This window comes from Streptomyces marinisediminis, from assembly GCF_026262575.1.
Taxonomy (GTDB): Bacteria; Actinomycetota; Actinomycetes; order Streptomycetales; family Streptomycetaceae; genus Streptomyces; species Streptomyces marinisediminis.
In genome coordinates this window covers 275,635-299,952 of sequence record NZ_JAPKFL010000002.1, presented here as the reverse complement: position 1 = coordinate 299,952, position 24,318 = coordinate 275,635, and the positions used below count along the sequence as shown (strand labels likewise).

Sequence of the window (24,318 nt, the reverse complement as noted above, 5' to 3'; positions counted from 1 at the left end):
GTCCGACCGTGGCGGCGAGGCCGACGGTGAGGGCCTGTTCCAGTACGTCCGGGTCCGTCCACGGGCCGCCCGGGTCGGGGAGGGTGAGCCAGCGCAGGGTGCCCCAGCGCTGTCCGGCCGGGGGCACGAGGATCGCGGTGCTGCCCCGGGAGAGCACCGCGACACCGTCGAGCCGCGGCCACAGAGCGGAGGCGCCGGGCGGGATCAGCCAGGTGCAGAGCTGGTCGACGCTGTCCTCGATGACAGCGCCGGAGCGGCCGTCCAGGGCACCCAGGACGGCGTGCGCGAGAGGCGCCGGGACGCGCACGGCATCCCACCACAGCCCGGCCCGCTGGTACTCGGGACGCGGGCCCGGCGGCGGCGCCCAGGTCGGGGTCGCTCCGGAGTGCGTTTGCACGGGCATCCCTCAGCTCGCAGTGGGTGACAGCTCCTGTGACCGAGTTTCGGCCCGGTCGGCCAATCCCGGGATGACCAGCGGGGGTTACCGTCTCGGTAAGACAGTCGTTGGACGTTGCGGAACGGGAAGAGTCCGTGCCTAAGATCGCCAGAAAGCTGGCCCCATGGACGCCACCACCCCCGGTCCGCTCCCCGCCAATGTCCTCGAACGCGAGGACCTACGCCGAGCCCTCGCGGAACACGACTTCGCCGCCGCCTTCGCCCTCATCAAGAAGTGGGGCGGCTTGTCCCAGAACCGGATCGCGGCAGCCTGCCGGCTCACCCCCGGCGAAGTCTCCACCATCGTCGCCGGGCAGCAGCAGGTCACGAGCTTCGACGTGATCTGCCGGATCGCCGACGGGCTGAGCATCCCTGGTCACCTCTTAGGACTCGCTGCCCGCCCTTGGGAGCAACAGCCACCGCACATCCAGCAGCAACCGCCACCACAGTCGGGTGAGAAGCCGACCGAGGACGTGCCGTGGCGTGCCGACGCCACCGTGCACCTGGCCGTACACCTGACGAGGAGCGATCTCGTGATGGACCGACGCGCAGCAGCGCGCGCCCTGACCGCCGCCGCAGTCACCGGTGCCCCCCTCCTCGACCCGCTCGAAGGGTGGCTCCGGCCCGGGGTCCGGCCGACCGGCCGGGCCCGGCGCGGACGGCTCGGCGCAAGGGACGTAGGAGAGCTGGAGACCACGGCACAAGCGTTCCGCCGCTGGGACCACAAGTACGGCGGCGGGCTGCGCCGCAAGGCCGTCCTCGGTCAGCTATCCGAAGTCGCGGCCCACCTCGAGGAGCACCAGGACCCCCATGTCGAGCAGCGGCTGTACGGGGTCATGGCCCAGCTCGCCGGCACCGCAGCGACGATGGCGTGGGACTCAGGGACGCAGCGCCGCGCGCAGGACTACTACCGGCTCGCGCTACGGGCCGCACACGCCGGCGGGGACCTGCTCTTCGGCGCGAACGTCCTCGCAGGCATGGCACGGCAGATGCTCTACCGCGAACGGCCGCAGGACGCGCTCGAGCTGGTACGGCTCGCTCAGGACGGCGCCCGCCAGGTCATCGGGCCACGCATCCGGGCGATGCTCCACACCCGCGAGGGGTGGGCCTACGCTGCCATGGGCAGGCACGGCGCATTCCGGCGGGCGACCGAGCAGGCCCGCGCGGCGCTCGCCGACGCTGAGCCGGGCAAGGAGCCGTACTGGATCGCCTACTTCGACGACGCCGAACTTGCCGGGGTGACCGGTGGGCGACTCCTCGACCTCGCCCGGCAGAACCCGGCCCACGCCGAAGCGGCGGCCGCGCAGATTCGGCAAGCGGTGAAGTGCCGCGGCCCGGAGGCCGCCCGCAGCCACGCCCTGGACCGGATCGGGCTTGCCGAGTGCTCCTTCCTCTCCGGCGACCTCACCGAAGCGGTCATCCACACGGGGCATGCCGTGGAGGCGGCCCGTCACACCCAGTCCGGGCGTGTCCGCACGCAGCTCGGGCAGCTCTACCCGTACACGGTGGGCCGCGGGGTGTCGCGTAGCGTCGCGCAGGCGCGGGATAGTATCCGCGACCTGCTGTCGAGCTGAGGGGACCGTCGTGACCACGCTGGCCGTGACAGGACACATGGACCTGACCGACCACACCGTCCTCCTGGTGCGGGACGCCTTGCGGAAGCTCGTCGCCGAGCACGGCGCAGGCGGCCTGGTCGGGGTGTCGTGCATCGCGCGCGGCTCGGACACGCTGTTCGCTGAAGCTGTCCTCGAGGCCGGGGGGCAGCTTGTGGCTGTGGTGCCGTCGCGGGACTACCGGGAGCGGAAGGTGAAGCCCGACCACGCGCCTACCTTCGACCGGCTGGTCGACGCGGCCGTCGAGGTGGTGGTGATGCCCTACGAGACGGCCAGCCGTGAGGCGTATGAGGCTGCGAACGCGGTGTTGCTGGAGCGCGGGGAGCGTCTGGTGGCGGTGTGGAACGGCCAGCCGCCCGGCGCGAAGGGTGGCGGCACCGCAGACGTGGTAGTCGCCGCACAGCAGGCCGGGCTCCCTGTGCACGTGGTCTGGCCGGAGGGGTCCGCGCGCGCCAACTGACGCGGCCCCGTCGCGGTATGGCCGATTCCGCGCGGGCAGCCTGCCACGGCGGCCTCGGAGCGCTAGCCGGGCGTCAACCTCGCGCCCGCGGTGTCAGCGAGCGCGGAGTCCACCGCGCGTCTGGTTCGCGGTAGCCGCGTCAGAGTGTCGCGAGGAGGGCGAACGCCGCCGCTGCGCCGCCCAGGGTCAGTAGCTGGACGATGCCGTAGGCGCGCCGTCCCAGGGCGAGCAGGCCACCGCCCGTGACCACCGCGCCGCCGGCCAGGAACCACATCGCCTGGCGAGCGGCCTGTGGCGCTTCGGGCGCGTTGTCCTGGCTCCAGTTGTCGGCCCACCCGGTGATCAGGTAGCCCCACAGGAACACGGCGATCGCCAGCAGGTCGAGCAGGACCAGCCCGAGGCCGGCCGCGACCTTCCCTCCGGTCGACGGCTTGTTCGCACGCTTCGTCTCCGCCCCCATGGGTACAGGATGCCGTCTTCGCTCGCGGGAGGCATGAGTACGCGTACTCAGTCGCTTGACGGCCAGCGGAGCGCCGCGCCAACTCGGCGGAAGGCGTAGTGCCCGTAGTGCCCTGGGCCGTCCGCGGCGCCGGACCCGGTGGGAGCGGGCACGCCCGGGTCGGGGGCCTTTCGTGCGAGCTCCTCGGCGCCTGGCGGTGCGGGGCGCGGCCTGGGCGGGTCCACAGGGTGAGGCCGGGGCCGGACGCCGCGCGGGCGGTGGCGACGAGGGCCCCGCCGCGGTCTCCCGGCCGCGTGCCGTGCGGCGCGCGGCCAGGGGGCGGCGGGGCCCGGGCGGGGCGGCGAGGCCGGTGAGGGGCGGGCCTGCTCCGGCGCGTCGGGTCCGTCCACGGGCCGGTGGTGCGCGGGAGGCGGGCCGGCGGAGGGCGCGCCCGCGCCGCCGCGCGCGGGCCTGTCGCCGACGGCGCGACCGCCTCCGCCGTCGAGTGCCCCGTCGACGCCTCGGCCCGCTGGCCGTTGTGCCCGCGCCCAGGCCCGTACCGACGGAGTGGTGACTTTCCCGGGCGCCGGGGCGGGTGTGGTGGAGTGGGGGGATGACGCGTGGGGTGTTGTATCTGCTGGGGTGTGCCGCGCCGCCGGTGCAGTACGTGGACCGGGCGGTGCGGGCGGCGCAGGCGGACGGGTGGGAGGTGTGTCTCGGGCTGACGCCCACGGCGGCGGAGTGGACGGCCGACCGGCTCCCGGAGTGGGCGGAGTTGACGGGGCACCCGGTGCGCACGGACCGGCGGCGGCCGTGGGAGGCGTCCGAGTGGCCACCGCCGACGGTGTCGGTGGTCGCTCCGGCGACGCTGAACACCGTGAACGCGGTGGCGCTCGGACTGACGCCGACGTGGCTGGCCGGGCACGCGGTCGAGGCGCTCGGCAAGGGCTGGCCGCTGGTGGTGATGCCGTGCGTCAGCGTCGAGTACGGCAGCCATCCGCAGCTCGCGCGCAGCGTGGAGGTGTTGCGCGGGGCCGGGGTGCGCGTGCTGTACGGGGCTCCGGACGGGTTCGTGCCCCGGCCCGCGGGCGGCAACCGGGCCGAGGAGTACCCGTGGCACCTGGCGCTGGACGCGGTGCGGGCCGGGCCGGGCGGGTCAGGTGGTGGGCCAGGTGGCGCGGTCCCGGGCGACGGCGTGGACGCGGGCGGCCGTGGCCGGTGACAGGACGCCGCCGGTCGCGCCCAGGGCGCCGAGCTGGCGATCGCGCAGGACGCACACGTCGTGCAGCGTGGGCACCACCGTCAGCCTGCGGACGCCGACGAGCACCAGGACGGGCCGGACGGGCATGGGGAAGCCGCAGCGGCGGGTCAGCACGGCGGACGCGTGCACGGCCTCGCGGCGGGCCTGGCGCACGTAGGGGTGCGCGTGGCGGCCGACTCGCACCAGGTCCTCGCCGACCCGGGCCGTCGCCCGGGGATGGCGTTCGGTGTGCAGGCAGAAGACGCCGCCGGGGCCGACGAGCAGGTGGTCGATGGCCGTCTCGGGCGGCAGGGGGACGGCGTGCAGCACGTACCAGTCGCCGCCGGTCAGCCGCTCGAGTTCCGCGCCGACCACGTGCTCGCCGCGCGGGTCGGCGTGCCCGCGGGCGGCGTCCGGGCGGCCACCGGCGAGCCGCCGGAGCGGGGCGCGGCGGCCGGGACGCGGCGCGCCGGCCGTGCGGCGCGGGGTCTCGCCGGGGCGGTGGAGCGCGAGGTCGTCCTGCGGCAGCGGTGCCGCGAGCGGGTCCGGGGGCGTCTGCGCGGAGGGGTAGGGGCGGCCGGTGAGGTAGGGGGTGAGCGTGGCGAGGGCCTGGTCGCGGTAGGCCTCGACCAGCACGGTGAGCCGTCCGCTCCGGCGGTCGTACCAGGCGATCCGCTCCCCGCCGGGCAGGCTGACGGACAGCCGCTCGTGCCCGTGCCGGTGCCACGGTGAGATGCGCAGTCCGCGACCGTCGTCCACCGGGCCATGGCAGCAGGGCTGCGGCGCGCGCGCAAGGGCCCGGGGGAGCGGCCGCGTCGGCCCGCCACCGGGGGAGCGGCCGTGCTGACCCTGTTCCTCGGCCGTCACGCCAGGTTGTTCCTCGGCCGTCACGACCCGTTCCGCCGCCCGGCTCGGCCGCCGCACGCAGCGCCGCGCGCCATCCCGCCGGGGCCGTCCGGGAGCGGGGCCTTGTTGGGCGCCGCTCGGTTGCCTAGCATCGGGCGGACTCGATGGTAAGCAAGCGCTTAGTGGAGGCCGGTATGCGAGCGGTGCGGGTGACGCGGTTGGACGGGCCCAGGGCGGTCGAGGTCGCCGAGGTGGCCGAACCCACCAGCGCGGAGCACGTGCTGGTGGAGGTGCACGCCGCCGGGGTCGCTTTCCCGGACGCGCTGCTGTCGCGTGGCCTGTACCAGTACAAGCCGGAGCTGCCGTTCACGGTGGGCGGCGAACTGGCGGGCGTGGTGCGCGAGGCGCCGGCGGACTGCGGCTTCGCGCCGGGCGACCGCGTGGTCGGGCTCACCGGGTTCGGGGGCGCCATGGCCGACGTCGCCGCCCTCGCGCCGTCGATGACGTTCCCGCTGCCGGACAACGTGTCGATGACCGCCGGGGCCGGGCTGCTGTTCAACGACCTCACCGTGCACTTCGCGCTGGGCCTGCGCGGGCGTTTGCGCGAGGGCGAGACGGTGCTCGTGCACGGTGCCGCCGGAGGCGTCGGGACGTCGGCGCTGCGACTGGCCGGGGCCATGGGCGCCGGGCGGACCATCGCCGTGGTGAGCACCCCGGAGAAGGCCGAGGTGGCGCGAGCCGCCGGGGCCGGGGACACCGTGCTCACCGAGGGCTGGCGGGACGCCGTGCGGGAGCTGACCGGCGGCCGGGGCGTGGACCTGGTCGTCGACCCCGTGGGCGGGGACCGGTTCACCGACACCCTGCGCTCCCTGGCGCCCGGCGGGCGGGTGCTCGTGCTCGGGTTCACCGGCGGCGAGATCCCCACCGTCAAGGTGAACCGGCTGCTGCTCAACAACGTGGACGTGCGCGGTGTCGGCTGGGGCGCGTGGTGGCTCCAGCACCCGGAGTACCTCGCCGAGCAGTGGGCGGAGCTGGCGCCGCTGCTGGCGTCGGGGGCCGTCGCCGCGCCGGAGCCCGTCGTGCACCCGCTGGAGCGGGCCGCCGAGGCGATCGCCTCGCTGGAGGAGCGCACCGCGCTGGGCAAGGTCGTCCTCCGGCTCCGCTGAGCGCGGGCGGGCTCTCCGCGCGTCGCGGACGCGGGCGCTCCCCGGCACGGCCCCGCGGGGGCCGGGGCGGGGTCAGGAGGCGTGGTCCGCCGCGTGGGCGGGCCGGGTGCCGAAGACCTCGCGGGCCGTGCGGAGCCGGAGCTGGTCGAGGGCGTCGGCCTGCTCGTGGGCGCGGTCGAGGAGGGTCTCCAGGCGGCGCCGGTCCAGCCCCAGGTCGTCGGCGAGGACGAGCAGCGTCGACCACAGCTCGGCCTTGCCCTGCGTCCCCAGCCGCATGCCCTCCAGCTCCAGCAGCGAGCTGAGCGGGGAGCGCCGGACCAGCGCGCGGTTGGGTTTCAGGCGGCCCACCTGCTCGGCCAGCCGGCCCACGGCCACCTTGTAGCGGCGCACGGGCACGTCGAGCCGCCGCATGGTCCGCACCAGCTCGGCGCGGTCCTCCGCGACGGCCTCGGCCAGTTCGGCCAGCGGCTCGCCGTGGGGGTGCCGCTGGTGCTCCCGGGCGAGGCGGCGGGCCAGGTCGACGCCGCCGCTCGCGCCGGTGAGGTGGTCGTTGAGGTAGACGCCGAGCAGAGCGGCCGGGGTGGGGTGCCGGTCCGGCTCGTCGGGGGAGGAGGTGTGGGTGCCCATGGCAGGCCGGGTTCCCCGGCCCGTGCGGGTGAATCCCCGGGCGTGGCGCCCGGCGGTCAGCTCTCCTCGCGGCGCCGGGTGACCCACAGGGCCGCGGCCCCGGCGGTGAGCGCGCCCAGCCCGGCGAGCAGCAGGCCGCGGGTGTGGTCCGGGCCCCGGCCACCGGTGTCGGCGAGATCCTCGCCGTTGGCGCCGGGCGGGCCGGCGCCGCCGTCGGGGGAGGGCAGCGGTGTTCTGAGGCACCCGGTGAAGGGCGCCTGGCGGGTCTCGGCGCCCGCGCCGGTGAGGGAGTTCGCGATGACGGTGCCGGATACCGCGCCGCTGGTGCCCAGGTCCACGTGCGCGTGCGGGGCGAGCACGGTGCCGGGCCAGTCGACGCCGGAGGGTTTGGCCACGGCGGTGGCGTCGGGGAAGTTCCACAGCAGCTTGGGCGCCAGCTCGGCCGTCCCGGCGCCGTCGTCCGCCCGCTGCGTGCCGCCCGCGTCGCCGACGTCGTAGATCGCGCCCGCGTACGCCGTTCCGGAGACGTTGACCACGGCCGTCGCGCCGTCGGGGACGGTCACGACGACGCGGCGGGCGGAGGCGAGCTGCGCGGCGCTGACCGGGAAGACGTTGAGCGCCTCGTCCTCACCGGTCAGCCGCACGACGGAGGCGCCGTCCGCGGTGGTGCGGGTGACGGTGCCCCGGGTGGGCAGGGCGTCCAGCTCGTCGGAGAGGGAGCGCAGGGTGCGGAACTCCGCCGCGAAGTCCAGCGGCGTGGTGCGCTCGGTGGCGCTCACGCCGGACTTCAGCACCGGGGGGCGTCCGGCGAGCCCGCCGTAGACGGCGGTGCCGCGCTCCAGCACGGTGAACCCGGAGCTGCCCGCCGCGCCGCTGCGCAGGGTCCCGCCCACGACGAGCGTGGTGTTGCCCGGCGCGTCCTGCGGCGGAGCCGGGTGAGCGGCGACGGCGAAGCCCGCGGTGAAGTCGGCGTCGCCGCCGACGGCGACGGAGCCCTCGCTGCTGCCGCTGCGCTCGGCGTCGCCCGCGACGAACTCGGTGTACTGGCCGGCCAGGCCGAGCTGCGGCGCGCAGGCCGGAGCGGCCCCCGCCGTGCCCGGCAGGGCCAGCGGAAGCAGGGAGGCCGCCACGAGGGCGGCGACGGCGGCGGTACGACGGTGGGGGGGCCGCATGTCACGCATGATCGCCACGCGGTGACGGCCGGGTCAAGTGCAGGCCGGCCGGCGGCGCATCCGTGACCAACCTGTCATGCGCGCGGAGCGCTGACGGGCGCCGGGGGCGCGCCCCCGGCGCCCGTACGGCGCACGCGCGGCGCCCGTCACCGTCCCCGCCGGAGACCGCCCCCGCCGTCACCGTGCTCACGACCCCCCGGGGCCCCGTCGGACGGCGGCCCGCCGGGGCGGCGTTCCGCGCCGTCCTCGTGCGGCGTCTCCGCGTCGCAGCCGCCCAGTTCGCGGGAGAGCGCCCGCACCAGCCGAATGAGGTCGCGCGGCCGCTCCGGGGTCCACCAGTCCCCCAGCAGGGCGGCGAGCGCGTTCTCCCGGGCGAGGGCGAGCCGGGCGGCGGCGTCCTGGCCCCGCGGGGTGAGCGTGAGCCGCAGCCCCTCGCGCGTGGCGAGGTGCCGCGTCTCCGCCTGCCGCGCGCCGGCGAGGACGACCCGCCGGTCCAGGCCCATGCGGTCGGCCAGGAGCCCGGGTTCGACGTGGCCGTCGCGGAACATGCGCAGGATCAGCCAGCCGGCGGCGGGGCGCAGGTCCAGGCCCGCGTCGGCGATGAGGCGCGCGTAGAGGTCCTTGCGGCCCTCGCGGCTGCCCAGCACGCTCAGCGCCCGGGCCAGCTCGTCGTGCGAGGTGCGTTCGACGGGGTTGAGCCCGAGGGTCTCGCTGGAGTCGGGGGCGTGGACGCTGCCGCGCAGCGGCGTCTCGGTGAGCAGGCAGGCCAGGACGAAGGCGACGAGCATCGCCGGCACCGCCCACAGGAACACCTCCGTGATGGCCCCGGCGTAGGCCTCCAGCGCGCCCGCCCGCTGCCCGGCCGACAGCTCCGCCACCGCGCGCGGGTCCTCCGCGAGCCGCCGCGGCGTCACCCCGGGCGGGAGCGCGCCCCCGGCCAGCGCGTCCCGCAGCCGGGAGGTGAGCTGGGCGGCGAAGACGGCGCCGAAGACGGACACGCCCACGGAGGCGCCGATGGAGCGGAAGAAGGTGGCACCGGCGGTGGCCACGCCCAGGTCCTCGTAGCGCACCGCGTTCTGCACCACCAGGACGATGACCTGGAGCACCAGTCCCAGCCCCAGGCCGAAGACCAGGAAGTACAGGCTGATCCGCACGTCGCCGCTGCCGGCGTCCAGGGTGTGCAGGAGCAGGAGTCCGACGGTGGTCAGGGCGGTGCCGAGCACGGGGAAGACCTTCCAGCGCCCCGTCCGGCTGATGAGCCGGCCGGAGAGGACGGAGGTCGTCAGCATGCCGAGCACCATCGGCAGCATGTGCACGCCCGAGAGCGTCGGCGAGACGCCCCGCACGACCTGGAGGTAGGTCGGCAGGTAGGTCATCGAGCCGAACATCGCGAAGCCGACGACGAACCCGATGACGCAGCAGATGGTGAACGTGCGGACGCGGAACAGCTTCGGCGGCAGCACGGGTTCGGGCGCCGTGCGCTCCACCCGGACGAACAGCGCGAGCAGCACGACGGCCAGCGCCCCGAGTCCGGCGACCGGGGCGGAGTCCCACGCCCACGTCGTCCCCCCGAGCGAGGTCACCAGCACCACGCAGGTGGCCACGGAGGCGATGAGGAGCGTGCCCAGGTAGTCGATGCGGTGCCGTTCCCGGCCCACGGGGACGTGCAGCACGGCGGCGATGACCAGCAGCGCGAGCGCGCCGAGCGGCAGGTTGACGTAGAACACCCAGCGCCAGGTGAGGTGGTCGACGAACAGCCCGCCCAGCAGCGGCCCCAGGACGCTGGTGACGCCGAAGACGGCGCCGAAGAGCCCCTGGTAGCGCCCGCGCTCCCGGGGCGGGACGAGGTCGCCGACGATCGCCATGGACAGCACCATCAGGCCGCCGCCGCCCAGCCCCTGCAGCGCGCGGAAGCCGATGAGCTGGGCCATGTCCTGGGCGGCGCCGCACAGCGCCGAGCCGATCAGGAAGAGCGTGATGGCGCTCTGGAACAGCTTCTTGCGCCCGTACTGGTCGCCGAGCTTGCCCCACAGCGGGGTGGCGGCGGTGGCCGCGAGCAGGTAGGCGGTGACGACCCAGGACAGGTGGTCCATGCCGCCCAGTTCGCTGACGATCGTGGGCAGCGCGGTGGCCACGATCGTCTGGTCCAGTGCGGCCAGCAGCATGCCCATGAGCAGCGCGCCCAGCGCCAGGTAGAGCGTCCGCTTGTCCTGGCGGTCCCCGGGGCGGGCGGGCGGCGCTTGCGTCATGCGTCCATCGTCAAGCCTCGCGAGCGCCCCGTCCTGTTGGCGCCCGCCCCGGTGGGCGGGCCCCGCGCGGCGCTCGTCGGCGGCCCGGCGACGGTCTGCCGGCGGCCCCCGGCGGCGCGGCGACGGCTCGACGGGGCGAACCTGCCCGGGGCGTGCGCACCACGCGGAGCGTGCGCGGCACGCGGTGTGGCGCTCCTCCCGCGGCGCACGCGGCCCGCCCGCATCGAGCGGGCGTGCGGGAGAGCGAGGCGCGAGGGGGCTGGCGCTGCGGCGGCCGGTTTTGTATGGTGAAGAAACAAAGTGGTTCCGTCCGTTCCCGCTCCTGACGGCGGGTCTCCCTGACCGGCGGACGGGGCCACTCCCTCGTGCACCCGGGAGCCGCCCGCCATGGCCCACACCGCCCCTTCCGCCACCGCCCCGCAGCCGGGGGGCGGCACGACGCTGACCGCCCGCGCCCTGCTGCTCGACATGGACGGCACGCTGGTCAACTCCGACGCCGTGGTGGAGCGGGTGTGGACGGACTGGGCGCGCGAGCACGGCTTCGACCCGCGCGACGTCCTGCCCGTCGTCCACGGCCGCCAGGGCTACGCGACGATGGCGGAGCTGCTCCCCGAGCGGCCGATGGCCGAGAACCACGCCGAGAACCGCCGGCTGCTCGCGCGCGAGACGGCCGAGACGGACGGCGTGGTGGCGATACCGGGCGCCGCCCGCTTCCTGGCCGCGATCGAGCACGCCCCGCACGCCCTGGTCACCTCCGCGGACGCCGCGCTCGCCCGCGCCCGCATGGCCGCGGCCGGGTTGCGCATGCCGCGCGTGCGGGTGACGGCCGAGAGCGTCGCCGCGAGCAAGCCGGACCCGGAGGGCTTCCTCAAGGCCGCCGCCGAACTCGGCGCGGACCCGGCCGACTGCGTCGTCCTGGAGGACTCCGGCGCGGGCGTCGCCGCCGGGCACGCCGCCGGCATGCGGGTCGTCGGCGTCGGCGCGCGCGCCGCCGCCTTCGCGCCGGCGGCGCACGTGCGCACGCTCGCGGACCTGCGCGCGGAGGTGCTCCCGGACGGCGCCGTGCGGCTGACCGTCGCCGGGGCCGCGCCCGCCGCGGGCTGAGGCGTCAGGCGACCGCCTCGTACAGACTCCACACGCCCAGCGTGGCCATCACCGCGGCGGCCACGCGGGTGATCAGGCGCAGTGGCACGCGCCGCATCAGCGCGCGGCCGCCCAGGATGCCGAGCGCGGCCACCGACCACAGCGCCAGCACGGCGCCCACGCCGACCGAGAGCGGGTCCTCGTAGCGCGCGGCCAGGTTCGCCGTCATGATCTGGGTCAGGTCGCCGAACTCGGCCACCATGATGAGCGTGAAGCCGCTGCCCGCCACCTTCCAGAAGGACTGGTCGGCCGGCTCCCGCACCTCCTCGTCGTGCTCGTCGCGCTTCAGCAGCAACAGGGTCGCCCCGCCCAGGAAGAGCAGGCCGGTGACGGTGGCGAGCAACCGCTCGGGCAGGAGGGTGAGCACGCTGCCCGCCGCCACCGCGAGCGCCACGTGCACCAGGAACGCGGCGGCGACGCCGGCGAAGACGTAGGACGCCTTGAAGCGGGTGCCGAGCACCAGTCCGGCCAGGGCGGTCTTGTCGGGCAGCTCGGCGAGGAAGACGACGCCGAACACGACGGCGGCGACGGTGATGCTGAACACGATGACGACTTACCTCGTACGGTCGGGCCGCGCCGAACGGGGCCCGGGGGAGAGCACGCTTCGGCACGGCAGGGTCAAGGACACTGCGGCCGAAGGTCTCGCTGGCGCCCGCCGAACCCGCGGTGCGCTCCGGGCGCCGGGGCGGCGTACCGCCCAGTGTGTCGACGTTCCGGCGAAGAGCTACTCCCCTTCAGACGGCCCCACCCTACCCGGTGCCCGCGCCCGGCGCGGTGGCCCGGGTCACGTCCCCGGGCGCCGCTGGCGCGGGGCGTCGTCCGGGGGTGCGTCCGGGGCGGGTCGCACGTGTGGGCGGGTCGCGCCGGGCGCCGGGGCGCGTGCGCGGGCGGGGTTCCGCCGGGCGCCGTGCGCCGCCCGGCGCCGCCGCCGGGGCACCCGCGCCGTCGGCCGGACGGGGCACCCGCACCCGCCCTGACCAGCCCGCCCACCCCGGCGCCGGGTGACGGTGCCTCACCTGTCGGGGTACGCCCGGGGCGTGAAGTGACGTGAGCATGTCGTCGGCCCGTTACCTGCGTCACCTTGGTTGGCAACCCTGCGGCGGCAGGTTGCCCGGGGTGCCGTCGAGCACCGGGTCCCGTCGTCCCCCCACCCACCCCAGGGAGACCGCATGCAGCGCACGCGCACGTCCGCCGGCCCGTCCCGCCCCGCCGCGCGCCGGGCCCGCTCGGTGCCGGCCCTCGTCGCCGCCCTCGCCGGCCTGACCGCCGGCGCCGTCCTCACCGCGCCCGCCGCGCAGGCCGCGCCGCCCACCCCGCCGAGTGCCGCGCAGGCCCGCTCGATGCTGGCCGGGCTGACCGTCGCCGGAGAGGCGTCCATGGACGGCTACAGCCGCAACCTCTTCCCGCACTGGCTGGAGCAGGGCGACAACTGCAACACCCGCGAGGTCGTGCTCCAGCGCGACGGCACCGGCGTGCGCACCGACGCCGAGTGCCGGGCCACCAGCGGACGCTGGTACTCCGCGTACGACGGCGCGACGCTCACCAGCGCCTCCCAGGTGGACATCGACCACATGGTCCCGCTCGCCGAGGCCTGGCGCTCCGGCGCGCGCACCTGGTCGGACGCCAAGCGCCGGTCGTTCGCCAACAACCTCAGCGCGGCCCAGCTCATCGCGGTCTCCGCGAGCTCCAACCGCTCCAAGGGCGACCAGGACCCCGCCGAGTGGCTGCCCCGCTCGGCGTACCGGTGCGTGTACGCCCGCTCCTGGGTGTGGGTGAAGCACAACTACGCCATGAAGGTGGACTCCGCCGAGAAGTCGGCGCTCTCGGGCATCCTCAACCGCTGCTGACGGCGCCCCGGACGCGGGCCCGCCGGGCCCCGACGCCCTCGGCCCCCGCCCCGGGCCGGTACGCGCGACGCCCGGCCCGGCGCGGTGGCCCCGGGCCGGGCGCCGTCGTCCGTCCCGGCGTACCGCCCCGCGTCCTCAGCGCGGCAGGAACTCCGCGGTGACGCAGGCCAGGCGCGGCCCCGCCTGGCCGGGGTCGCCCTCGCGCTGGGTGGCGTGCTCGTGCAGCACCACCGAGCGGGCCCCGCCGGGCCGGAACGTCCACGCCTGGCGGGCCACGGAGCGCCCCGTGCCAAAGGCGTCGGTGGTGAGGTCCAGCCACACCTCGTTGCGCGGGTTGACGTAGGCGGGGTCGGCCGAGGGGCGGTCCGGCGCCACCGCGTTCTGGTAGTGCGGCCCCGCGTCCGCCGGGTCGGGGCCGCACGGCCGGGTGTGCACGTGCGCCCCGTACGTCCGGTGCGGCGCCACGCCGCTCACGTGCAGCGCCACCGTCGTCCCGGCCGCGCCGACGCGCTGGTGGACGGCGACGCGCGCGCCCGGCGGCACCAGCTCGGGCGCGTAGGTCACCGCGGTCGGCACCCGGCCGTCGCGCACCGGGGCGAACGCCGCGGCGGTGAACGCCTGCCCGGGCGCGGCCTCGCCCGCCGCCCCGTCGGCGGCGGTGCCGCCGTGCGCCACCGCCGCGGGGAGGACCGCGAGCGCCGTCGCGAGCGCCGCCGTCGCCGGACCTGTCATCATGCGCGTACTCCCTCGACTCGTCTGCTTCCTCAGCGCTGCCGTCACACTGTGCCGCCCGGACGCGCCCCGCGCCCTCCGGCGCCCCGCCGTACCCACCCGCGCGAACCGTGTGGGGGAGGCGGCGTACGCTGTACGGCGGTAGCCGCTCCCTCGGGGGAGCCGGACGGGAGTGACGGTGCTGGAAACCCTGGGGACACTGGTCTACGAGCCGTGGGTCTACGTCCTCATCGTGCTCTCGGTGCTGCTGGACGTCTTCCTGCCCGTGCTGCCCAGCGGTGTCCTGCTGGTGACCGCGACCACCGCCGCCACCGCCGCCACCGCCGAACTGGCCGGTCCCGGCGGCGCTCAACTGCCCGAGGTCTTCGCCCTGCTGCTGTGCGCCGCGACCGCCTCCGTGCTCGGCGACCTCGCCGCGTTCGGCCTCGCCCGGTACGGCGGACGCCGCTTCGCCTCCGCGCTGGCCCGCTCCCGGCGGCTGACCACGGCACAGCAGCGCCTCGGCCACGTGCTGGTCCGCGGCGGCGGCCCGCTGGTGCTGCTCGCCCGGTTCGCGCCCGCCGGGCGGTCGGTGATGAGCTTCGCGGCCGCCGCCGCCCGGGGCCGCACGCGCGACTTCCTGCCCTGGTCGGCCACGGCCGGGCTGCTGTGGGCCGGGTACAGCGTGGCGCTGGGCTACTTCGGCGGCCGGCTGTTCGGCGTCACCTGGGGCGGGACGGCGCTGTCCCTGGCCGCGCTGGCCGGCGCGGGCGCGCTGGCCGCCTTCCTGCTGCGCCGCAGGCCGCACCCGGCCGTGGGCTGAGGCGGCCGTGGGCTGAGGCGGTTGGGGTTGAGCCGACCGCGGGCTGGGCCGGCGTCGACGCCGACGGTGCCGCCGCCCGCCGCGTCCACCCGGCCGCGTCCCGGCCGCCGAGGAGGCCGGCCCTCGGCGACCGGCCGCGCGCCGACGCGGCGTGGCGGCCCCGCGGCGTCGGCGGCCGTCACGGGGTGATGACGAGCTTGCCCGGGCTGTGGCCGCCGCGGCCGGCGTCGAACGCGGCCCCGACCTCCTCCAGCGGGAACGCCCGCGCCACCTCCACGGTGACGGCGCCGCGCTCCACCAGGCCCGCCAGCTCGGTCAGCGCCGCCCCGTCCGGGCGCACCCACACCAGGTGGCCGCCGTGCTCCTCCACGGCGCCGTCGACGACCGACACGTGCCGCCCCTTCGGGGCGAGCACGGCCAGCGTGGTGTCCACCTGCCCGCCGACGTAGTCGGCCACCGCGTCCACCCCGTCGGGGGCCAGCTCCCGCAGCCGGTCGGTCAGCCCCTCGCCGTAGGCGACCGGGGTGGCGCCCAGGGAGCGCACGTAGTCGTGGTTGGCGGCGGACGCGGTGCCGATGACCCGGGCGCCGCGGTCGACGGCGATCTGCACCGCGAAGCCGCCCACCCCGCCGGACGCGCCGTGCACCAGCAGCGTGTCGTCCGGGCCGACGGCCAGCCGGTCCAGGGTGCGCAGGGCCGTCAGCCCGGCCAGCGGCAGGGCGCCCGCGCCCGCCCAGTCCAGCGCGGCGGGCCTGCGGGCGACGTGCGGCGCGTTCACGGCCACGTACTGGGCGAAGGTGCCCGCGTGCACCACGTCCTTGCGCGCGTAGGCCATGACCTCGTCGCCCACCGCGAACTCGGGGGTGTCCATGCCGACGGCCCGCACCACCCCGGCCACGTCCCACCCCGGGATGACCGGGAAGACGGCGTCCATCAGCGGGTCCAGGCCGCCGGCCATCACCTTCCAGTCCACCGGGTTGACCCCGGCCGCGCGGACCTCGACGAGCACCTGCCCGGGGCCCACCTTGGGGTCGGGCAGCTCGCCGACGGTCAGCCGGGAGTTGTCGCTGGCGTAGGAGTCGTAGCTGACGGCGCGCATGGGCCTGGCCTTTCGGTACGGAATGTGACGTGCTGTGCCCTTCCGACCGTACGCCCGACAGCCCCTCGGACGGGTGGCGGCCCGCGGGGCGGTTGACGTGGCGTCACGCGGGTCCGGGCGTCCAGTCGCTGTTGGCGCCGCACACCACGACGCAGGGCAGGACGCCCGGGACGCGTCCGGCCAGCCAGGCGGCGAACGCGACCGCGGCGGCCGGTTCCACGGCGACGCGGCACTCCTCCCACAGCCGGTCGCGGGCGGCCAGGATCTCCGCGTCCGAGGCCAGGACGGACGTCACGCCGGGCGCGTCCAGCACGGCGAAGGCGATCTCGCCGACCCGGCTCGCCCCGGTGGCCGACGCCGCGACGGAGTCCACCGGAGCGTCCACCGGACGGCCGGCGGCCAGCGCGTCGTGCAGGCAGCGGCACCCCCGCGGCTCGACGGCGACGGTGTGCCGCCCGTCCGCCGCCAGCGCGGTGCCGGCGGCCAGCCCGCCCCCGCCCACGGCGACGACGAGGGCGTCGGCCTCGGGCGCGTCGGCCACCACCTCGGCGGCGAGCGTGCCCTGGCCGGCGACGACGGCCGGGTCGTCGTAGGGGTGCAGGAAGCGGTGCCCGGGCCGCGCCGCGGCCTCGGCGGCGCGCGCCGCGGCCTCGGCGAACGTCGCCCCGTGCCGCACCAGCCGCGCGCCCGCGGCCTCGACGCGCCGCGCCTTGGACTCCGGCACCGTCTCGGGCACGTACACCGTCGCCGGCACCTTCAGCAGCGCGGCGGCGGTGGCGACGGCCAGGCCGTGGTTGCCGCCGGAGGCCGCCACCACGTGCGCGTCGCGCGGCCCTGACAGCAGCGCGTTCAGCGCGCCGCGCAGCTTGAAGGAGCCGCTGAGCTGGAGGTGTTCGAGCTTGAGCAGGACCCGGCGGCCGTCGAGCTCGACGTCGAGCAGCGGCGTGCGGCGGGCGTGGGGGCGGATGCGGGCGGCGGCGGCCCGCACGTCCGCGGCGGTCGGCACGAGGGCGGAGGCGGTCATGGGGACCATGCTGCGCGCCGCCCGGGGCGCGGCGCCAGCGCCCGGAGCCGCGCCGGGCGCCGGGCGCGCTGCCACCCGCCCTCCGCGCGGCCGTCCGCCGTGCCCCGGGCACCGCCGCCCGGCCGACTCGGGCGCGGGGGAGCGGCGGCGCGGGGGAGCGGCGGTGCGGGGGAGCGGCGGTGCCTCCCCGCGCCGGGTGCGGCGGCGGGGAGGCACCGCGGGCTCAGGACTGCTTCGGGGCGGCCTGCTGGACGACCTCGAAGGACCACAGGGTGGAGCCGGCGGCGGCGGGCCGCTGCCGGCCCTCTCCGTCGCCGCCCTGATGGGCGGCCTTCATGGGGCCCTCCATCCACGCCTGGAAGGACTCCTCGTCGCGCCAGCGGGTGTAGACCAGGTACTGGTCGGTGCCCTCCACCGGGCGCAGGAGCTCGAACCACTCGAAGCCGTCGGAGTTCTCCACCGTGCCGGCGCGGGCGCCGAACCGCTGCTCCAGCACCTCCCGCTGCTCGGCCGGTACGGACAGGACGTTGATCTTCACGATGCTCATGCCCTCATCCTGCCGCACATCGGCCCCCGCCCGGCGGCCTGATTCGGACCGCGTGCGAGCAGGGTCCTCCATCCGTCAGGACAAGCGTCCAGAAGACGACAGCGAAGCGGCCCCGGAGGCTCAGCGACGCGAGTGCGCACCCTTGACCACCGCCCGCGGGCGGGGTGACACCAGGAGCCAGTCGCGGACGTCGGTGAGTCGAGGTGGGCCCCTCACGTCCACCGGCCGCGATGCGGGGCGATGACGGCGGCCGTACGCGCTCGCCAGGTCGATGCCGTTGTGCTCTTGCACGAGTTCTTCTGCCGGAGTGCCGGAGTGCCGGTGCCGTGTCGTGGTCCGAACCGGAACCGCTGCCGTCGGCCGATGACGAGCGTGCTGTGCTGGAGCGCTGGACCCGGCGACCGGAATCCGCCCAGGCGCTGGCATTACGGGCCCGAGTCGTGTCCGGCGCAGGACGAGAGCGCCTCCCGAGCCGTCGCCCGGGGGCCTTGACTCCGTGCCTCGTCGGCGGGATGGTCGTAGAACATTGCGCAACTTGGGTGCTTCGGGGAGGGGACGGGAGGGGCCATGGCGCTAGGGTTCATCGCGAAAGACCCGGAAAGTAAAGAGGATCATTGTCCGTCGGTGTGGGTGGACGAGGAGACGAGCGACATCGTCGTGCAAGGCTGGTGGGCCGACGCCGCCACCGTGGAGGAGTGCAAGCGCGTCGGCTCCATCCCGGACACAGAGGGAGTCGTGCGGCTCCCCGCACGCATGGTCGAAGCGCTGAGGAGGGCGTGTGACGTCGCAGACGGTTCCGCCGTTCGCTGAACTGCTGGGAGCGTGCACGCGGACAGCCGTTCACCTGGAGACCCGGGACGGGTACGCGATTCCGAGTGAGGACGAGGAGTTCCGCGCCTGGAGGGCCGGTGACGACCCGCGCGACAGGCCCCGGGAAGAGTGGTGGGGAGCGTTCCACGACGCGGTCGTCGACGCCGTCCACCGGGGCGTGACAGTTCGCCGTGCGCGCGTTGTCTCCGAGCCGTTGAGTGAGTACATCCTCCACGAGTACGCATGTACGTACCGGAACGTGGAGGCGGGGGAGGACGTACGATGGCTGCCCCGCTCGCAAGCGTCGGACCTTCTACTTCCGGGCAACGACCTGTGGATTTTCGACGACCGCCTGATCCGGTACGGGATGTTCAGCGGTAACGGGGAGCTGGTCGGCCAGTCCCTCGAAGACGACCCCGACGTGGTCGCTCGCCATGCGGCGGCGTTCGACGCCGTCTGGGAGCGCGCCGTACCACACGCAAACTACACGCCGTAGGCGCATGCCCGTCGTCCCGCCTCACAGCGCTCAGGCCGCGCGTGACGCCGTCGCCGCGCGCCTACGGGACCTGCGTCTCGACGCCGGGATGACGGGACGACAGGTGGCGGCGGCGTCGGGATGGCAGCCGTCCAAGGTATCCCGCCTGGAGAACGCCCGCACACCGCCGACCGACGACGACATCCGGGCGTGGTGCCGGGCGTGCGGCGCGGAAGACCAGGCGCCCGACCTGATCGCAGCATCCCGAACCGCGGAGTCTCTGTACGTCGAGTGGCGCCGCCGTCAGCGAAGCGGGCTCCGCCAACTTCAGCGATCCCGCGTTCCGCTGTACGAGCGGACACAGCAGTTCCGCATCTACTGCTCCTCCGTGATCCCGGGGTTTCTCCAAACACACGAGTACGCGACGGCTCTACTCGGCAGTATCAGGCGGTTCGACGAGACCCCTGACGACGTGGCGGAGGCCGTCGAGGCCCGGATAACGCGTAACCAGATCATCCGGGCGCCCGGCCGGCGGTTCGCGTTCGTGGTGGAAGAGGCCGTACTCCACCACGTCATGGGTGGTCCGGATGTGATGGCGGGGCAGCTTGGGTATCTGCTCGCCGCAATGGCGTTCCCCGCTGTGTCGCTCGGGGTCGTCCCCGCCCGTAGAACGCGCTCGATGTGGCCGCAGGAGACGTTCACCTTGTTCGATGACCGACAGGTCGGCGTGGAGTTGCTGACCGCCGCGCTGACCATCACGGCCCCGACGGAGATCGCTCAGTACGAGAAAGGTTTCGCGGAGCTGGCGAGGATGGCCGTCTACGGGCAGCACGCACGCACGCTGATCACCGGTGCCATTGACTCACTCGGGTGACAGCGTGGAATTCCATAGAACGTCGTAGACCGCGTCGCTTCGCCCTCCCTACCGTCCTGAGAAGTCGATAGGACGACGTCCCACAGGGAAGGGCTCCGCATGGACCAGACACCCGCGCCGCTTGACGAGTCGGCCACGCCACCCGCGTTAGTGGCGGACCCGGGACGGCTTCCGCCACCGGGCGCGTACCTCGTCCCCGTCCACGAGGTCGTACCGTGCCGCTCTCCGTGCTCCCTCCGCGGCGCCCACGGGAGGCGGCCGTGAGGACGCTCTCCCCGCCGGTGCACCTGGCGCTTCCCGTCGAGGACCCGCAGTCGGCCGACGGCTGCGACGTGTGTGCGGCTCTCGTCCGCCAGCGGGACGACGCACGTGCCCGCGGAGACCTCAGCGCCGTGACGGATCTCAACGTCGAGATCCGAGCGCACCACACCGGACGCCGTCGCCACTGAACGCCCGCTCCCCGCCGCGAGATCGGCAACCCACGCGGGGAGCGGGGCTGCCCCTGCCCCGTCCGCCCCGACACGGCGCCAGCACCCGCCGCGAGGGCGAGGCAGGGGCGTGACCTGGCGCGGGCTGAGGCAGCGCGTCAGCGCCCGGGGAGGACTGGAGATTAGGCCCTCACATCCTCCCCGGGCTGAGCACCACACCGCCACTCAACGGAGAGAGGACGCGTGCATGCCCTTGCAGTATGAGCCCACTGACCCGAGTCCCGACACCGACGCCCCCACGCCGCCCCCGGAGAACCCGGACTGTGGAGGGGGTGATGGCTGCGGCCGTCAGTGACCGCGTGCCGTAGGTAGCACTCTGCCCGGCTCCCTGTGGACGAAGGGGTGCCGGGCTCACTCTGTGGAGGACTCATGGCAGACATCCACTGGCACGCGTACGCGTGGACCGGACACGAGCGGCCCCCGGACAGCCAAACCCGTGACGTCAACGCCGCTGTGATGCCGAACGATCTGAACGACTGGTTCCGCAAGCCGGCGTCACTCCACCACGGGGCGTTCGTCGACGTGGATACGGCATACCGGTGGCTCGCCGACGAGGTGACGCCATTCGCGGAGACGCCTGGCGGACTGCCCGTGTCGGTCCATCTGGCGCACGCGTACAACTGCCTGGAGCGCCGGGCGGACGTCTACGTCGGGTACTACGCGGCCTCCGGGCGGCTCGTGGTACGCACCCTGCTGACGTGCCCGCGGGCAGGCACGGTCTGCCCCGAGCGGCCGTGAGCTGCGGGAGTCTCGCGAGTCGAGCCCCTGACGGTCTCCCGCCGAATCTTTTGTGTGTCAGGTGACGACACCGTGACCTTCACGATGCTCATGCCCTCATCCTGCCGCACATCGGCCCCCGCCCGGCCACCCCGGCCACCCCGGCCACCCCGGCCACCCCGGCAGCCCCGGTCGGCGACGCGGCACCGGCCGCCGGGCGGTGCCGCGTCGCCGGTGTGGTCTCCGCCGTCCCGGGCGAGCACCGGGTGCCGCCCTTCGGACAGGTCGCGCGGGCCGTGGGGCCTCGGGCCGACGTGGCGTGGGAGCGCCGCCGGGCCGGTGCGGGGCGGGGCGCGTCCGACGTACACCACTGTCGCCCGCGCGGACACGTGCGGTAAAGCGCTCCGCACGCGTTGTCACTGACCCGTCCGTGGGGGAGTCGTGTGTGCATTCTTCACACCTCCTTCATGACACCCGTGACTACTCCGTTACGCACCGGGATGGAAACGTCTGTGTCGCGCCGCACCGGGGCCTCCCGCCCCGGGTGACCCGCACGAGACGGGGTCCGGCGCTCGCAGCCCACCGAAGGGGGACGATGGACAGCCGGTACGAGGCGTACTGCCTGGCGGACAGGGTCTTCTACGAGACTCCTGACCGGCTCTCCGCCGGTTCCGGGGACCGGGACGCCACCCTGCGGACGGCACGGCGGACCGTGCCCTCCGGCTGGCGCCACGCACGGCACGGCGACTGGCTGGAGCTGCGCCCGGACGAGGGCACGTTCCCGGCCCAGGGCTGGAAGGTCCACGTCTCCGCCACGCTGGCCAACGCCGACGCCGTGGCCGGCCGCGTCTGGGACTACTGCGTGCCCCGCGGCATCCCCTTCAAGTTCGTGCCGGACCTGCACCTGCTGCACCTGCGCAACGCCAAGTACGCCAGCCGCGCCACCTCCGGGAAGGCGGTCACGCTCTACCCGGTGGACGAGGAGCAGCTCCACACGGTGCTGCGCGAGCTCGACGAGCAGCTCGCCGGGGAGCCGGGCCCGTACGTCCTGACCGACCTGCGCTGGAACCAGGGGCCGCTGTACGTGCGCTACGGCGGCTTCGCCCCCCGCAACTGCGTCAACGAGCACGGGCAGCTCGTGCCCGCCGTCGAGAACGGCCGGGGCGAGCTGGTGCCCGACCGCAAGGACCCCGTCTTCCACGTGCCGGAGTGGGTGACGCTGCCGCCGTTCCTCCAGCCGCACCTGGACGCCCGCAACTCCTCCACCGTCGCCGACCTGCCCTACCGCATCGAGCGCGCCCTGCACTTCTCCAACGGCGGCGGCGTCTACGCGGGGACCGACACGCGCACCGGCGAGGAGGTCGTGCTCAAGGAGGGCCGCCCCGACGCCGGGCTGGCCGCCGACGGCGCCGACGCCGTGCGCCGGCTGGAGCGCGAGAAGGCGGCGCTGGACCGGCTGGCCGGCAGCCAGGTGGCACCCGGCGTGCGGGACTGGTTCACGCTGGAGGGCCACCGCTTCCTGGTCATGGACTTCCTGCCCGGCCAGCCGCTCAACACCTTCTACGCCCAGCGCCACCCGCTGCTGGCCGACGACCCCGACCCGCGCGCCGTGGCCGACTACACCCAGTGGGCCCTGGCGATCCACCGCGCGGTCACCGAAGCGGTGAGCGTCGTGCACGAGCGCGGGCTGGTCTTCAACGACCTGCACATGTTCAACATCATGGTGGCGCCGGACGAGAAGTCCGTGGCCCTGCTGGACTTCGAGGCCGCCGCGCCCATCGCCGACGACCCCCGGCAGACCGTCGCACACCCCGGCTTCATCGCCCCCGGCGACCGCCGCGGCGTCGCGATCGACACCTACGCCCTGGCCTGCCTGCGGCTCGCGCTCTTCCTGCCCGTCACCACGCTGCTCGCGGTCGACCGGCGCAAGGCGGCCCATCTGGCACAGGTGATCCGCGAGCAGTTCCCCGACGTGCCCCGGGAGTTCCTGGACGACGCCGTCGCCGAGATCGAGGGGCGCGCGGTGCCGCGCGAGGGCGCCGGTGCGCCGCAGGCCCCCGTGCCCGCGCCCGCTCCCGCCGGTACCGCGTCCGCCGACGCGGAGTCCGCGCCCGGCACGGCCCCGGCCGTGCCCACCGCGCCGGGCGACTGGCCGCGCAGCCGGGACGCGATGGTGCGCGCCCTGCTCGCCTCCGCCACCCCCGAGCGCGACGACCGCCTCTTCCCCGGTGACATCGCCCAGTTCGCCGACGGCGCCGGACTCGGTCTGGCCTACGGTGCCGCGGGTGTGCTGTACGCGCTCGCCGAGACCGGCGCCCCGCGCTACGAGACCGGCGAGCAGTGGCTGCTGGACCACACCGCCCAGCCGTCCGCGCGCACCCCGCTGGGTCTGTACACCGGACTGCTCGGCGTCGCCCTGGTGCTGGACCGGCTCGGCCACACCGAGCGCGCCGCCACGCTCGTCGACCGCGTGCTGGCCGAACGCTGGCACCGCCTCGGCCACGACCTCGAAAGCGGCCTGCCCGGCGTCGGCCTCGCCCTGGACCACCTGGGCGCGCGCACCGGCGACCCGGCGCTGCACGACGCCGCCGACCAGGCGCTGCGGCACGCCGCCGACGCCGTCGCGCGGGCCGCCGGCTCGGACGGACGCATCCCGCGCGCCGGACTGCTGCACGGGGCGAGCGGCACCGCGCTGCTCGCGCTGCGCCGGCACGAACGCACCGGCGACCTTGGCCTGCTGGACCTGGCCGCGCAGGCCCTGCGCCGGGACCTGGAGCGCTGCGTGCCCGACCGGCACGGCGCGCTGCACGTCGACGAGGGCCCGCGCACCATGCCCTACCTCGGCGCGGGCAGCGTGGGCATCGCCGCCGTCCTCGACGACTACCTCGCCCTGCGCCCCGGCGAGGAGGACTTCGAGCGGGCCCGGGAGGCCATCCTGCCGGCCGCCCGCTCCCGCTTCTACGCCCAGCCCGGCCTCTTCCGGGGCCGCGCCGGAATGGTGTGGCACCTGGCCCGCACCACCGCGCCCGGCGCCACCCGCGCCGACCTCGACGCGCAACTGGACGCCCTGAACTGGTACGGCATGGCCTACGGCGACGGGCTGGCCTTCCCCGGCGACCAGATGATGCGCCTGTCCATGGACCTCTACACCGGCACCGCCGGCTGCCTGCTCGCGGTGGGCGCCGCCCGCCACGACGCGCCCGTGCGGTTGCCGTTCCTCCCGCCGCTCCGGCGGCCCGAGCCGCCTTCGCGGCCCCAATAGACCTGCCCCGGCCAGGGGTCAGGAAGCACAACCCCGTCCCTACAGAGAAAGGATGAGAAACCATGGCGCTTCTCGACCTGCAGAAGATGGACACCCCGGACAGCACCGACGCGGGCAGCAACGTCAGCCTGCTCGCCTGCGACAAGCACAGCGGTGCCAGCACCATCCTGTGCCTCTGATCCGGTCAGCCGGCGGTTTGCTGACGTGACCCGCTGAGGCCGCGTCACGCAGGCCCGGTCCCGGGCGGCGGC

Annotated in this window: 25 protein-coding genes; 14 read left to right on the top strand and 11 right to left on the bottom strand. The window is 75.4% G+C overall.

The window, feature by feature from the left end:
- On the bottom strand, positions 1–397 hold a 397-nt coding region (locus OSB71_RS03000), incomplete at its 3' end, for a hypothetical protein (RefSeq protein ID WP_265943822.1).
- A 163-nt stretch (positions 398–560) separates the two neighbouring features.
- Here OSB71_RS03000 and OSB71_RS02995 point away from each other — a divergent pair.
- Together OSB71_RS02995 and OSB71_RS02990 are read left to right on the top strand one after the other, a co-directional pair.
- Positions 561–2,009: an NsdA family TPR-like regulatory protein gene (locus OSB71_RS02995; protein WP_265943820.1), complete on the top strand. Its 1,449-nt coding sequence runs from the start codon at positions 561–563 to the stop codon at positions 2,007–2,009.
- Positions 2,010–2,019: 10 nt separating this feature from the next.
- Complete coding sequence (locus tag OSB71_RS02990; RefSeq protein WP_265943818.1) at positions 2,020–2,508, top strand: hypothetical protein; 489 nt, start codon at positions 2,020–2,022, stop codon at positions 2,506–2,508.
- Positions 2,509–2,647: 139 nt separating this feature from the next.
- On the opposite strand, the gene OSB71_RS02985 is transcribed toward OSB71_RS02990, so the two are convergent.
- Positions 2,648–2,968 (bottom strand): hypothetical protein, encoded by a 321-nt coding sequence (locus tag OSB71_RS02985; protein WP_265943816.1) that lies wholly within the window; start codon positions 2,966–2,968, stop codon positions 2,648–2,650.
- 592 nt (positions 2,969–3,560) lie between these two features.
- Between OSB71_RS02985 and OSB71_RS02980 the strand changes: the two genes are divergently transcribed.
- A complete protein-coding gene (locus OSB71_RS02980) occupies positions 3,561–4,169 on the top strand; it encodes a flavoprotein (protein ID WP_265943814.1) in 609 nt (202 codons plus the stop codon).
- Here the strand turns inward: OSB71_RS02980 and OSB71_RS02975 are convergent.
- Entirely contained in the window at positions 4,104–4,946 is an 843-nt protein-coding gene (locus tag OSB71_RS02975) for a nuclease-related domain-containing protein (RefSeq protein ID WP_265943812.1), read from the bottom strand. The two genes, OSB71_RS02980 and OSB71_RS02975, sit on opposite strands and share 66 nt — an antisense overlap.
- A gap of 281 nt (positions 4,947–5,227) precedes the next feature.
- Between OSB71_RS02975 and OSB71_RS02970 the strand changes: the two genes are divergently transcribed.
- Positions 5,228–6,199: an NADPH:quinone oxidoreductase family protein gene (locus tag OSB71_RS02970; protein WP_265943810.1), complete on the top strand. Its 972-nt coding sequence runs from the start codon at positions 5,228–5,230 to the stop codon at positions 6,197–6,199.
- A gap of 72 nt (positions 6,200–6,271) precedes the next feature.
- Here OSB71_RS02970 and OSB71_RS02965 read toward each other — a convergent pair whose 3' ends face one another.
- From OSB71_RS02965 to OSB71_RS02955, 3 genes are all read right to left on the bottom strand, one after another.
- The gene (locus tag OSB71_RS02965; RefSeq protein ID WP_265943808.1) at positions 6,272–6,826 is read right to left on the bottom strand and encodes a hypothetical protein; all 555 of its coding nucleotides are present in this window, start codon (positions 6,824–6,826) and stop codon (positions 6,272–6,274) included.
- A 56-nt stretch (positions 6,827–6,882) separates the two neighbouring features.
- A complete protein-coding gene (locus OSB71_RS02960; RefSeq protein WP_265943806.1) occupies positions 6,883–7,998 on the bottom strand; it encodes a choice-of-anchor A family protein in 1,116 nt (371 codons plus the stop codon).
- A 146-nt stretch (positions 7,999–8,144) separates the two neighbouring features.
- Positions 8,145–10,247, bottom strand: a complete 2,103-nt coding sequence (locus OSB71_RS02955; protein WP_265943804.1) for an MDR family MFS transporter — start codon at positions 10,245–10,247, stop codon at positions 8,145–8,147.
- A 387-nt stretch (positions 10,248–10,634) separates the two neighbouring features.
- Between OSB71_RS02955 and OSB71_RS02950 the strand changes: the two genes are divergently transcribed.
- On the top strand, positions 10,635–11,351 hold the full coding sequence (locus OSB71_RS02950) for an HAD-IA family hydrolase (RefSeq protein WP_265943802.1): 717 nt from the start codon (positions 10,635–10,637) through the stop codon (positions 11,349–11,351).
- Positions 11,352–11,355: 4 nt separating this feature from the next.
- Here the strand turns inward: OSB71_RS02950 and OSB71_RS02945 are convergent, their stop codons facing one another.
- Complete coding sequence (locus tag OSB71_RS02945; protein WP_265943800.1) at positions 11,356–11,934, bottom strand: TMEM165/GDT1 family protein; 579 nt, start codon at positions 11,932–11,934, stop codon at positions 11,356–11,358.
- A gap of 625 nt (positions 11,935–12,559) precedes the next feature.
- Between OSB71_RS02945 and OSB71_RS02940 the strand changes: the two genes are divergently transcribed.
- The gene (locus OSB71_RS02940) at positions 12,560–13,237 is read left to right on the top strand and encodes an HNH endonuclease family protein (protein WP_265943798.1); all 678 of its coding nucleotides are present in this window, start codon (positions 12,560–12,562) and stop codon (positions 13,235–13,237) included.
- A gap of 135 nt (positions 13,238–13,372) precedes the next feature.
- Here OSB71_RS02940 and OSB71_RS02935 read toward each other — a convergent pair whose 3' ends face one another.
- Positions 13,373–13,972, bottom strand: a complete 600-nt coding sequence (locus OSB71_RS02935; protein WP_265943796.1) for a superoxide dismutase family protein — start codon at positions 13,970–13,972, stop codon at positions 13,373–13,375.
- A 175-nt stretch (positions 13,973–14,147) separates the two neighbouring features.
- On the opposite strand from OSB71_RS02935, the gene OSB71_RS02930 reads away from it, so the two are divergent.
- Positions 14,148–14,771, top strand: a complete 624-nt coding sequence (locus OSB71_RS02930; RefSeq protein WP_265943853.1) for a DedA family protein — start codon at positions 14,148–14,150, stop codon at positions 14,769–14,771.
- Between the two features lie 178 nt (positions 14,772–14,949).
- On the opposite strand, the gene OSB71_RS02925 is transcribed toward OSB71_RS02930, so the two are convergent.
- The 3 genes from OSB71_RS02925 to OSB71_RS02915 form a co-directional block, all read right to left on the bottom strand.
- Positions 14,950–15,870 carry an NADP-dependent oxidoreductase gene (locus OSB71_RS02925; protein ID WP_265943794.1) on the bottom strand — a complete coding sequence of 307 codons (921 nt, stop codon included), beginning with the start codon at positions 15,868–15,870 and terminating at the stop codon, positions 14,950–14,952.
- A gap of 103 nt (positions 15,871–15,973) precedes the next feature.
- Complete coding sequence (locus tag OSB71_RS02920) at positions 15,974–16,894, bottom strand: serine/threonine dehydratase (protein WP_265943792.1); 921 nt, start codon at positions 16,892–16,894, stop codon at positions 15,974–15,976.
- A 223-nt stretch (positions 16,895–17,117) separates the two neighbouring features.
- Positions 17,118–17,441: an antibiotic biosynthesis monooxygenase family protein gene (locus OSB71_RS02915; RefSeq protein WP_265943790.1), complete on the bottom strand. Its 324-nt coding sequence runs from the start codon at positions 17,439–17,441 to the stop codon at positions 17,118–17,120.
- Positions 17,442–18,008: 567 nt separating this feature from the next.
- Here OSB71_RS02915 and OSB71_RS02910 point away from each other — a divergent pair.
- The 7 genes from OSB71_RS02910 (at position 18,009) to OSB71_RS02880 (ending at position 24,246) form a co-directional block, all read left to right on the top strand.
- Complete coding sequence (locus tag OSB71_RS02910; RefSeq protein WP_265943789.1) at positions 18,009–18,251, top strand: hypothetical protein; 243 nt, start codon at positions 18,009–18,011, stop codon at positions 18,249–18,251.
- Positions 18,220–18,747 (top strand): DUF6879 family protein, encoded by a 528-nt coding sequence (locus OSB71_RS02905; RefSeq protein ID WP_265943788.1) that lies wholly within the window; start codon positions 18,220–18,222, stop codon positions 18,745–18,747. The genes OSB71_RS02910 and OSB71_RS02905 overlap by 32 nt, the downstream gene beginning before the upstream one ends.
- Before the next feature lie 4 nt (positions 18,748–18,751).
- Entirely contained in the window at positions 18,752–19,600 is an 849-nt protein-coding gene (locus OSB71_RS02900) for a helix-turn-helix domain-containing protein (protein ID WP_265943787.1), read from the top strand.
- Between the two features lie 260 nt (positions 19,601–19,860).
- Positions 19,861–20,049, top strand: coding sequence for a hypothetical protein (locus tag OSB71_RS02895; RefSeq protein ID WP_265943786.1), 189 nt, complete (start codon positions 19,861–19,863; stop codon positions 20,047–20,049).
- Positions 20,050–20,457: 408 nt separating this feature from the next.
- On the top strand, positions 20,458–20,826 hold the full coding sequence (locus OSB71_RS02890; protein WP_265943784.1) for a hypothetical protein: 369 nt from the start codon (positions 20,458–20,460) through the stop codon (positions 20,824–20,826).
- Positions 20,827–21,400: 574 nt separating this feature from the next.
- Entirely contained in the window at positions 21,401–24,067 is a 2,667-nt protein-coding gene (lanKC, locus tag OSB71_RS02885) for a class III lanthionine synthetase LanKC (RefSeq protein ID WP_265943782.1), read from the top strand.
- Positions 24,068–24,129: 62 nt separating this feature from the next.
- Entirely contained in the window at positions 24,130–24,246 is a 117-nt protein-coding gene (locus OSB71_RS02880; RefSeq protein ID WP_265943780.1) for a SapB/AmfS family lanthipeptide, read from the top strand.
- Positions 24,247–24,318 lie beyond the last annotated feature (72 nt).

Excerpts from the sequence above, each read along its gene's own strand:
- OSB71_RS02920 (WP_265943792.1), bottom strand. The coding sequence starts at position 16,894 with ATGACCGCCTCCGCCCTCGTGCCGACCGCCGCGGACGTGCGGGCCGCC.
- OSB71_RS02950 (WP_265943802.1), top strand. The coding sequence starts at position 10,635 with ATGGCCCACACCGCCCCTTCCGCCACCGCCCCGCAGCCGGGGGGCGGC.
- OSB71_RS02890 (WP_265943784.1), top strand. The coding sequence starts at position 20,458 with ATGGCAGACATCCACTGGCACGCGTACGCGTGGACCGGACACGAGCGG.
- OSB71_RS02935 (WP_265943796.1), bottom strand. The coding sequence starts at position 13,972 with ATGATGACAGGTCCGGCGACGGCGGCGCTCGCGACGGCGCTCGCGGTC.
- OSB71_RS02910 (WP_265943789.1), top strand. The coding sequence starts at position 18,009 with ATGGCGCTAGGGTTCATCGCGAAAGACCCGGAAAGTAAAGAGGATCAT.
- OSB71_RS02925 (WP_265943794.1), bottom strand. The coding sequence starts at position 15,870 with ATGCGCGCCGTCAGCTACGACTCCTACGCCAGCGACAACTCCCGGCTG.
- OSB71_RS02915 (WP_265943790.1), bottom strand. The coding sequence starts at position 17,441 with ATGAGCATCGTGAAGATCAACGTCCTGTCCGTACCGGCCGAGCAGCGG.
- OSB71_RS02985 (WP_265943816.1), bottom strand. The coding sequence starts at position 2,968 with ATGGGGGCGGAGACGAAGCGTGCGAACAAGCCGTCGACCGGAGGGAAG.
- OSB71_RS02940 (WP_265943798.1), top strand. The coding sequence starts at position 12,560 with ATGCAGCGCACGCGCACGTCCGCCGGCCCGTCCCGCCCCGCCGCGCGC.
- OSB71_RS02955 (WP_265943804.1), bottom strand. The coding sequence starts at position 10,247 with ATGACGCAAGCGCCGCCCGCCCGCCCCGGGGACCGCCAGGACAAGCGG.
- OSB71_RS02880 (WP_265943780.1), top strand. The coding sequence starts at position 24,130 with ATGGCGCTTCTCGACCTGCAGAAGATGGACACCCCGGACAGCACCGAC.
- OSB71_RS02980 (WP_265943814.1), top strand. The coding sequence starts at position 3,561 with ATGACGCGTGGGGTGTTGTATCTGCTGGGGTGTGCCGCGCCGCCGGTG.
- lanKC (WP_265943782.1), top strand. The coding sequence starts at position 21,401 with ATGGACAGCCGGTACGAGGCGTACTGCCTGGCGGACAGGGTCTTCTAC.
- OSB71_RS02900 (WP_265943787.1), top strand. The coding sequence starts at position 18,752 with ATGCCCGTCGTCCCGCCTCACAGCGCTCAGGCCGCGCGTGACGCCGTC.
- OSB71_RS02970 (WP_265943810.1), top strand. The coding sequence starts at position 5,228 with ATGCGAGCGGTGCGGGTGACGCGGTTGGACGGGCCCAGGGCGGTCGAG.
- OSB71_RS02960 (WP_265943806.1), bottom strand. The coding sequence starts at position 7,998 with ATGCGGCCCCCCCACCGTCGTACCGCCGCCGTCGCCGCCCTCGTGGCG.
- OSB71_RS02965 (WP_265943808.1), bottom strand. The coding sequence starts at position 6,826 with ATGGGCACCCACACCTCCTCCCCCGACGAGCCGGACCGGCACCCCACC.
- OSB71_RS02995 (WP_265943820.1), top strand. The coding sequence starts at position 561 with ATGGACGCCACCACCCCCGGTCCGCTCCCCGCCAATGTCCTCGAACGC.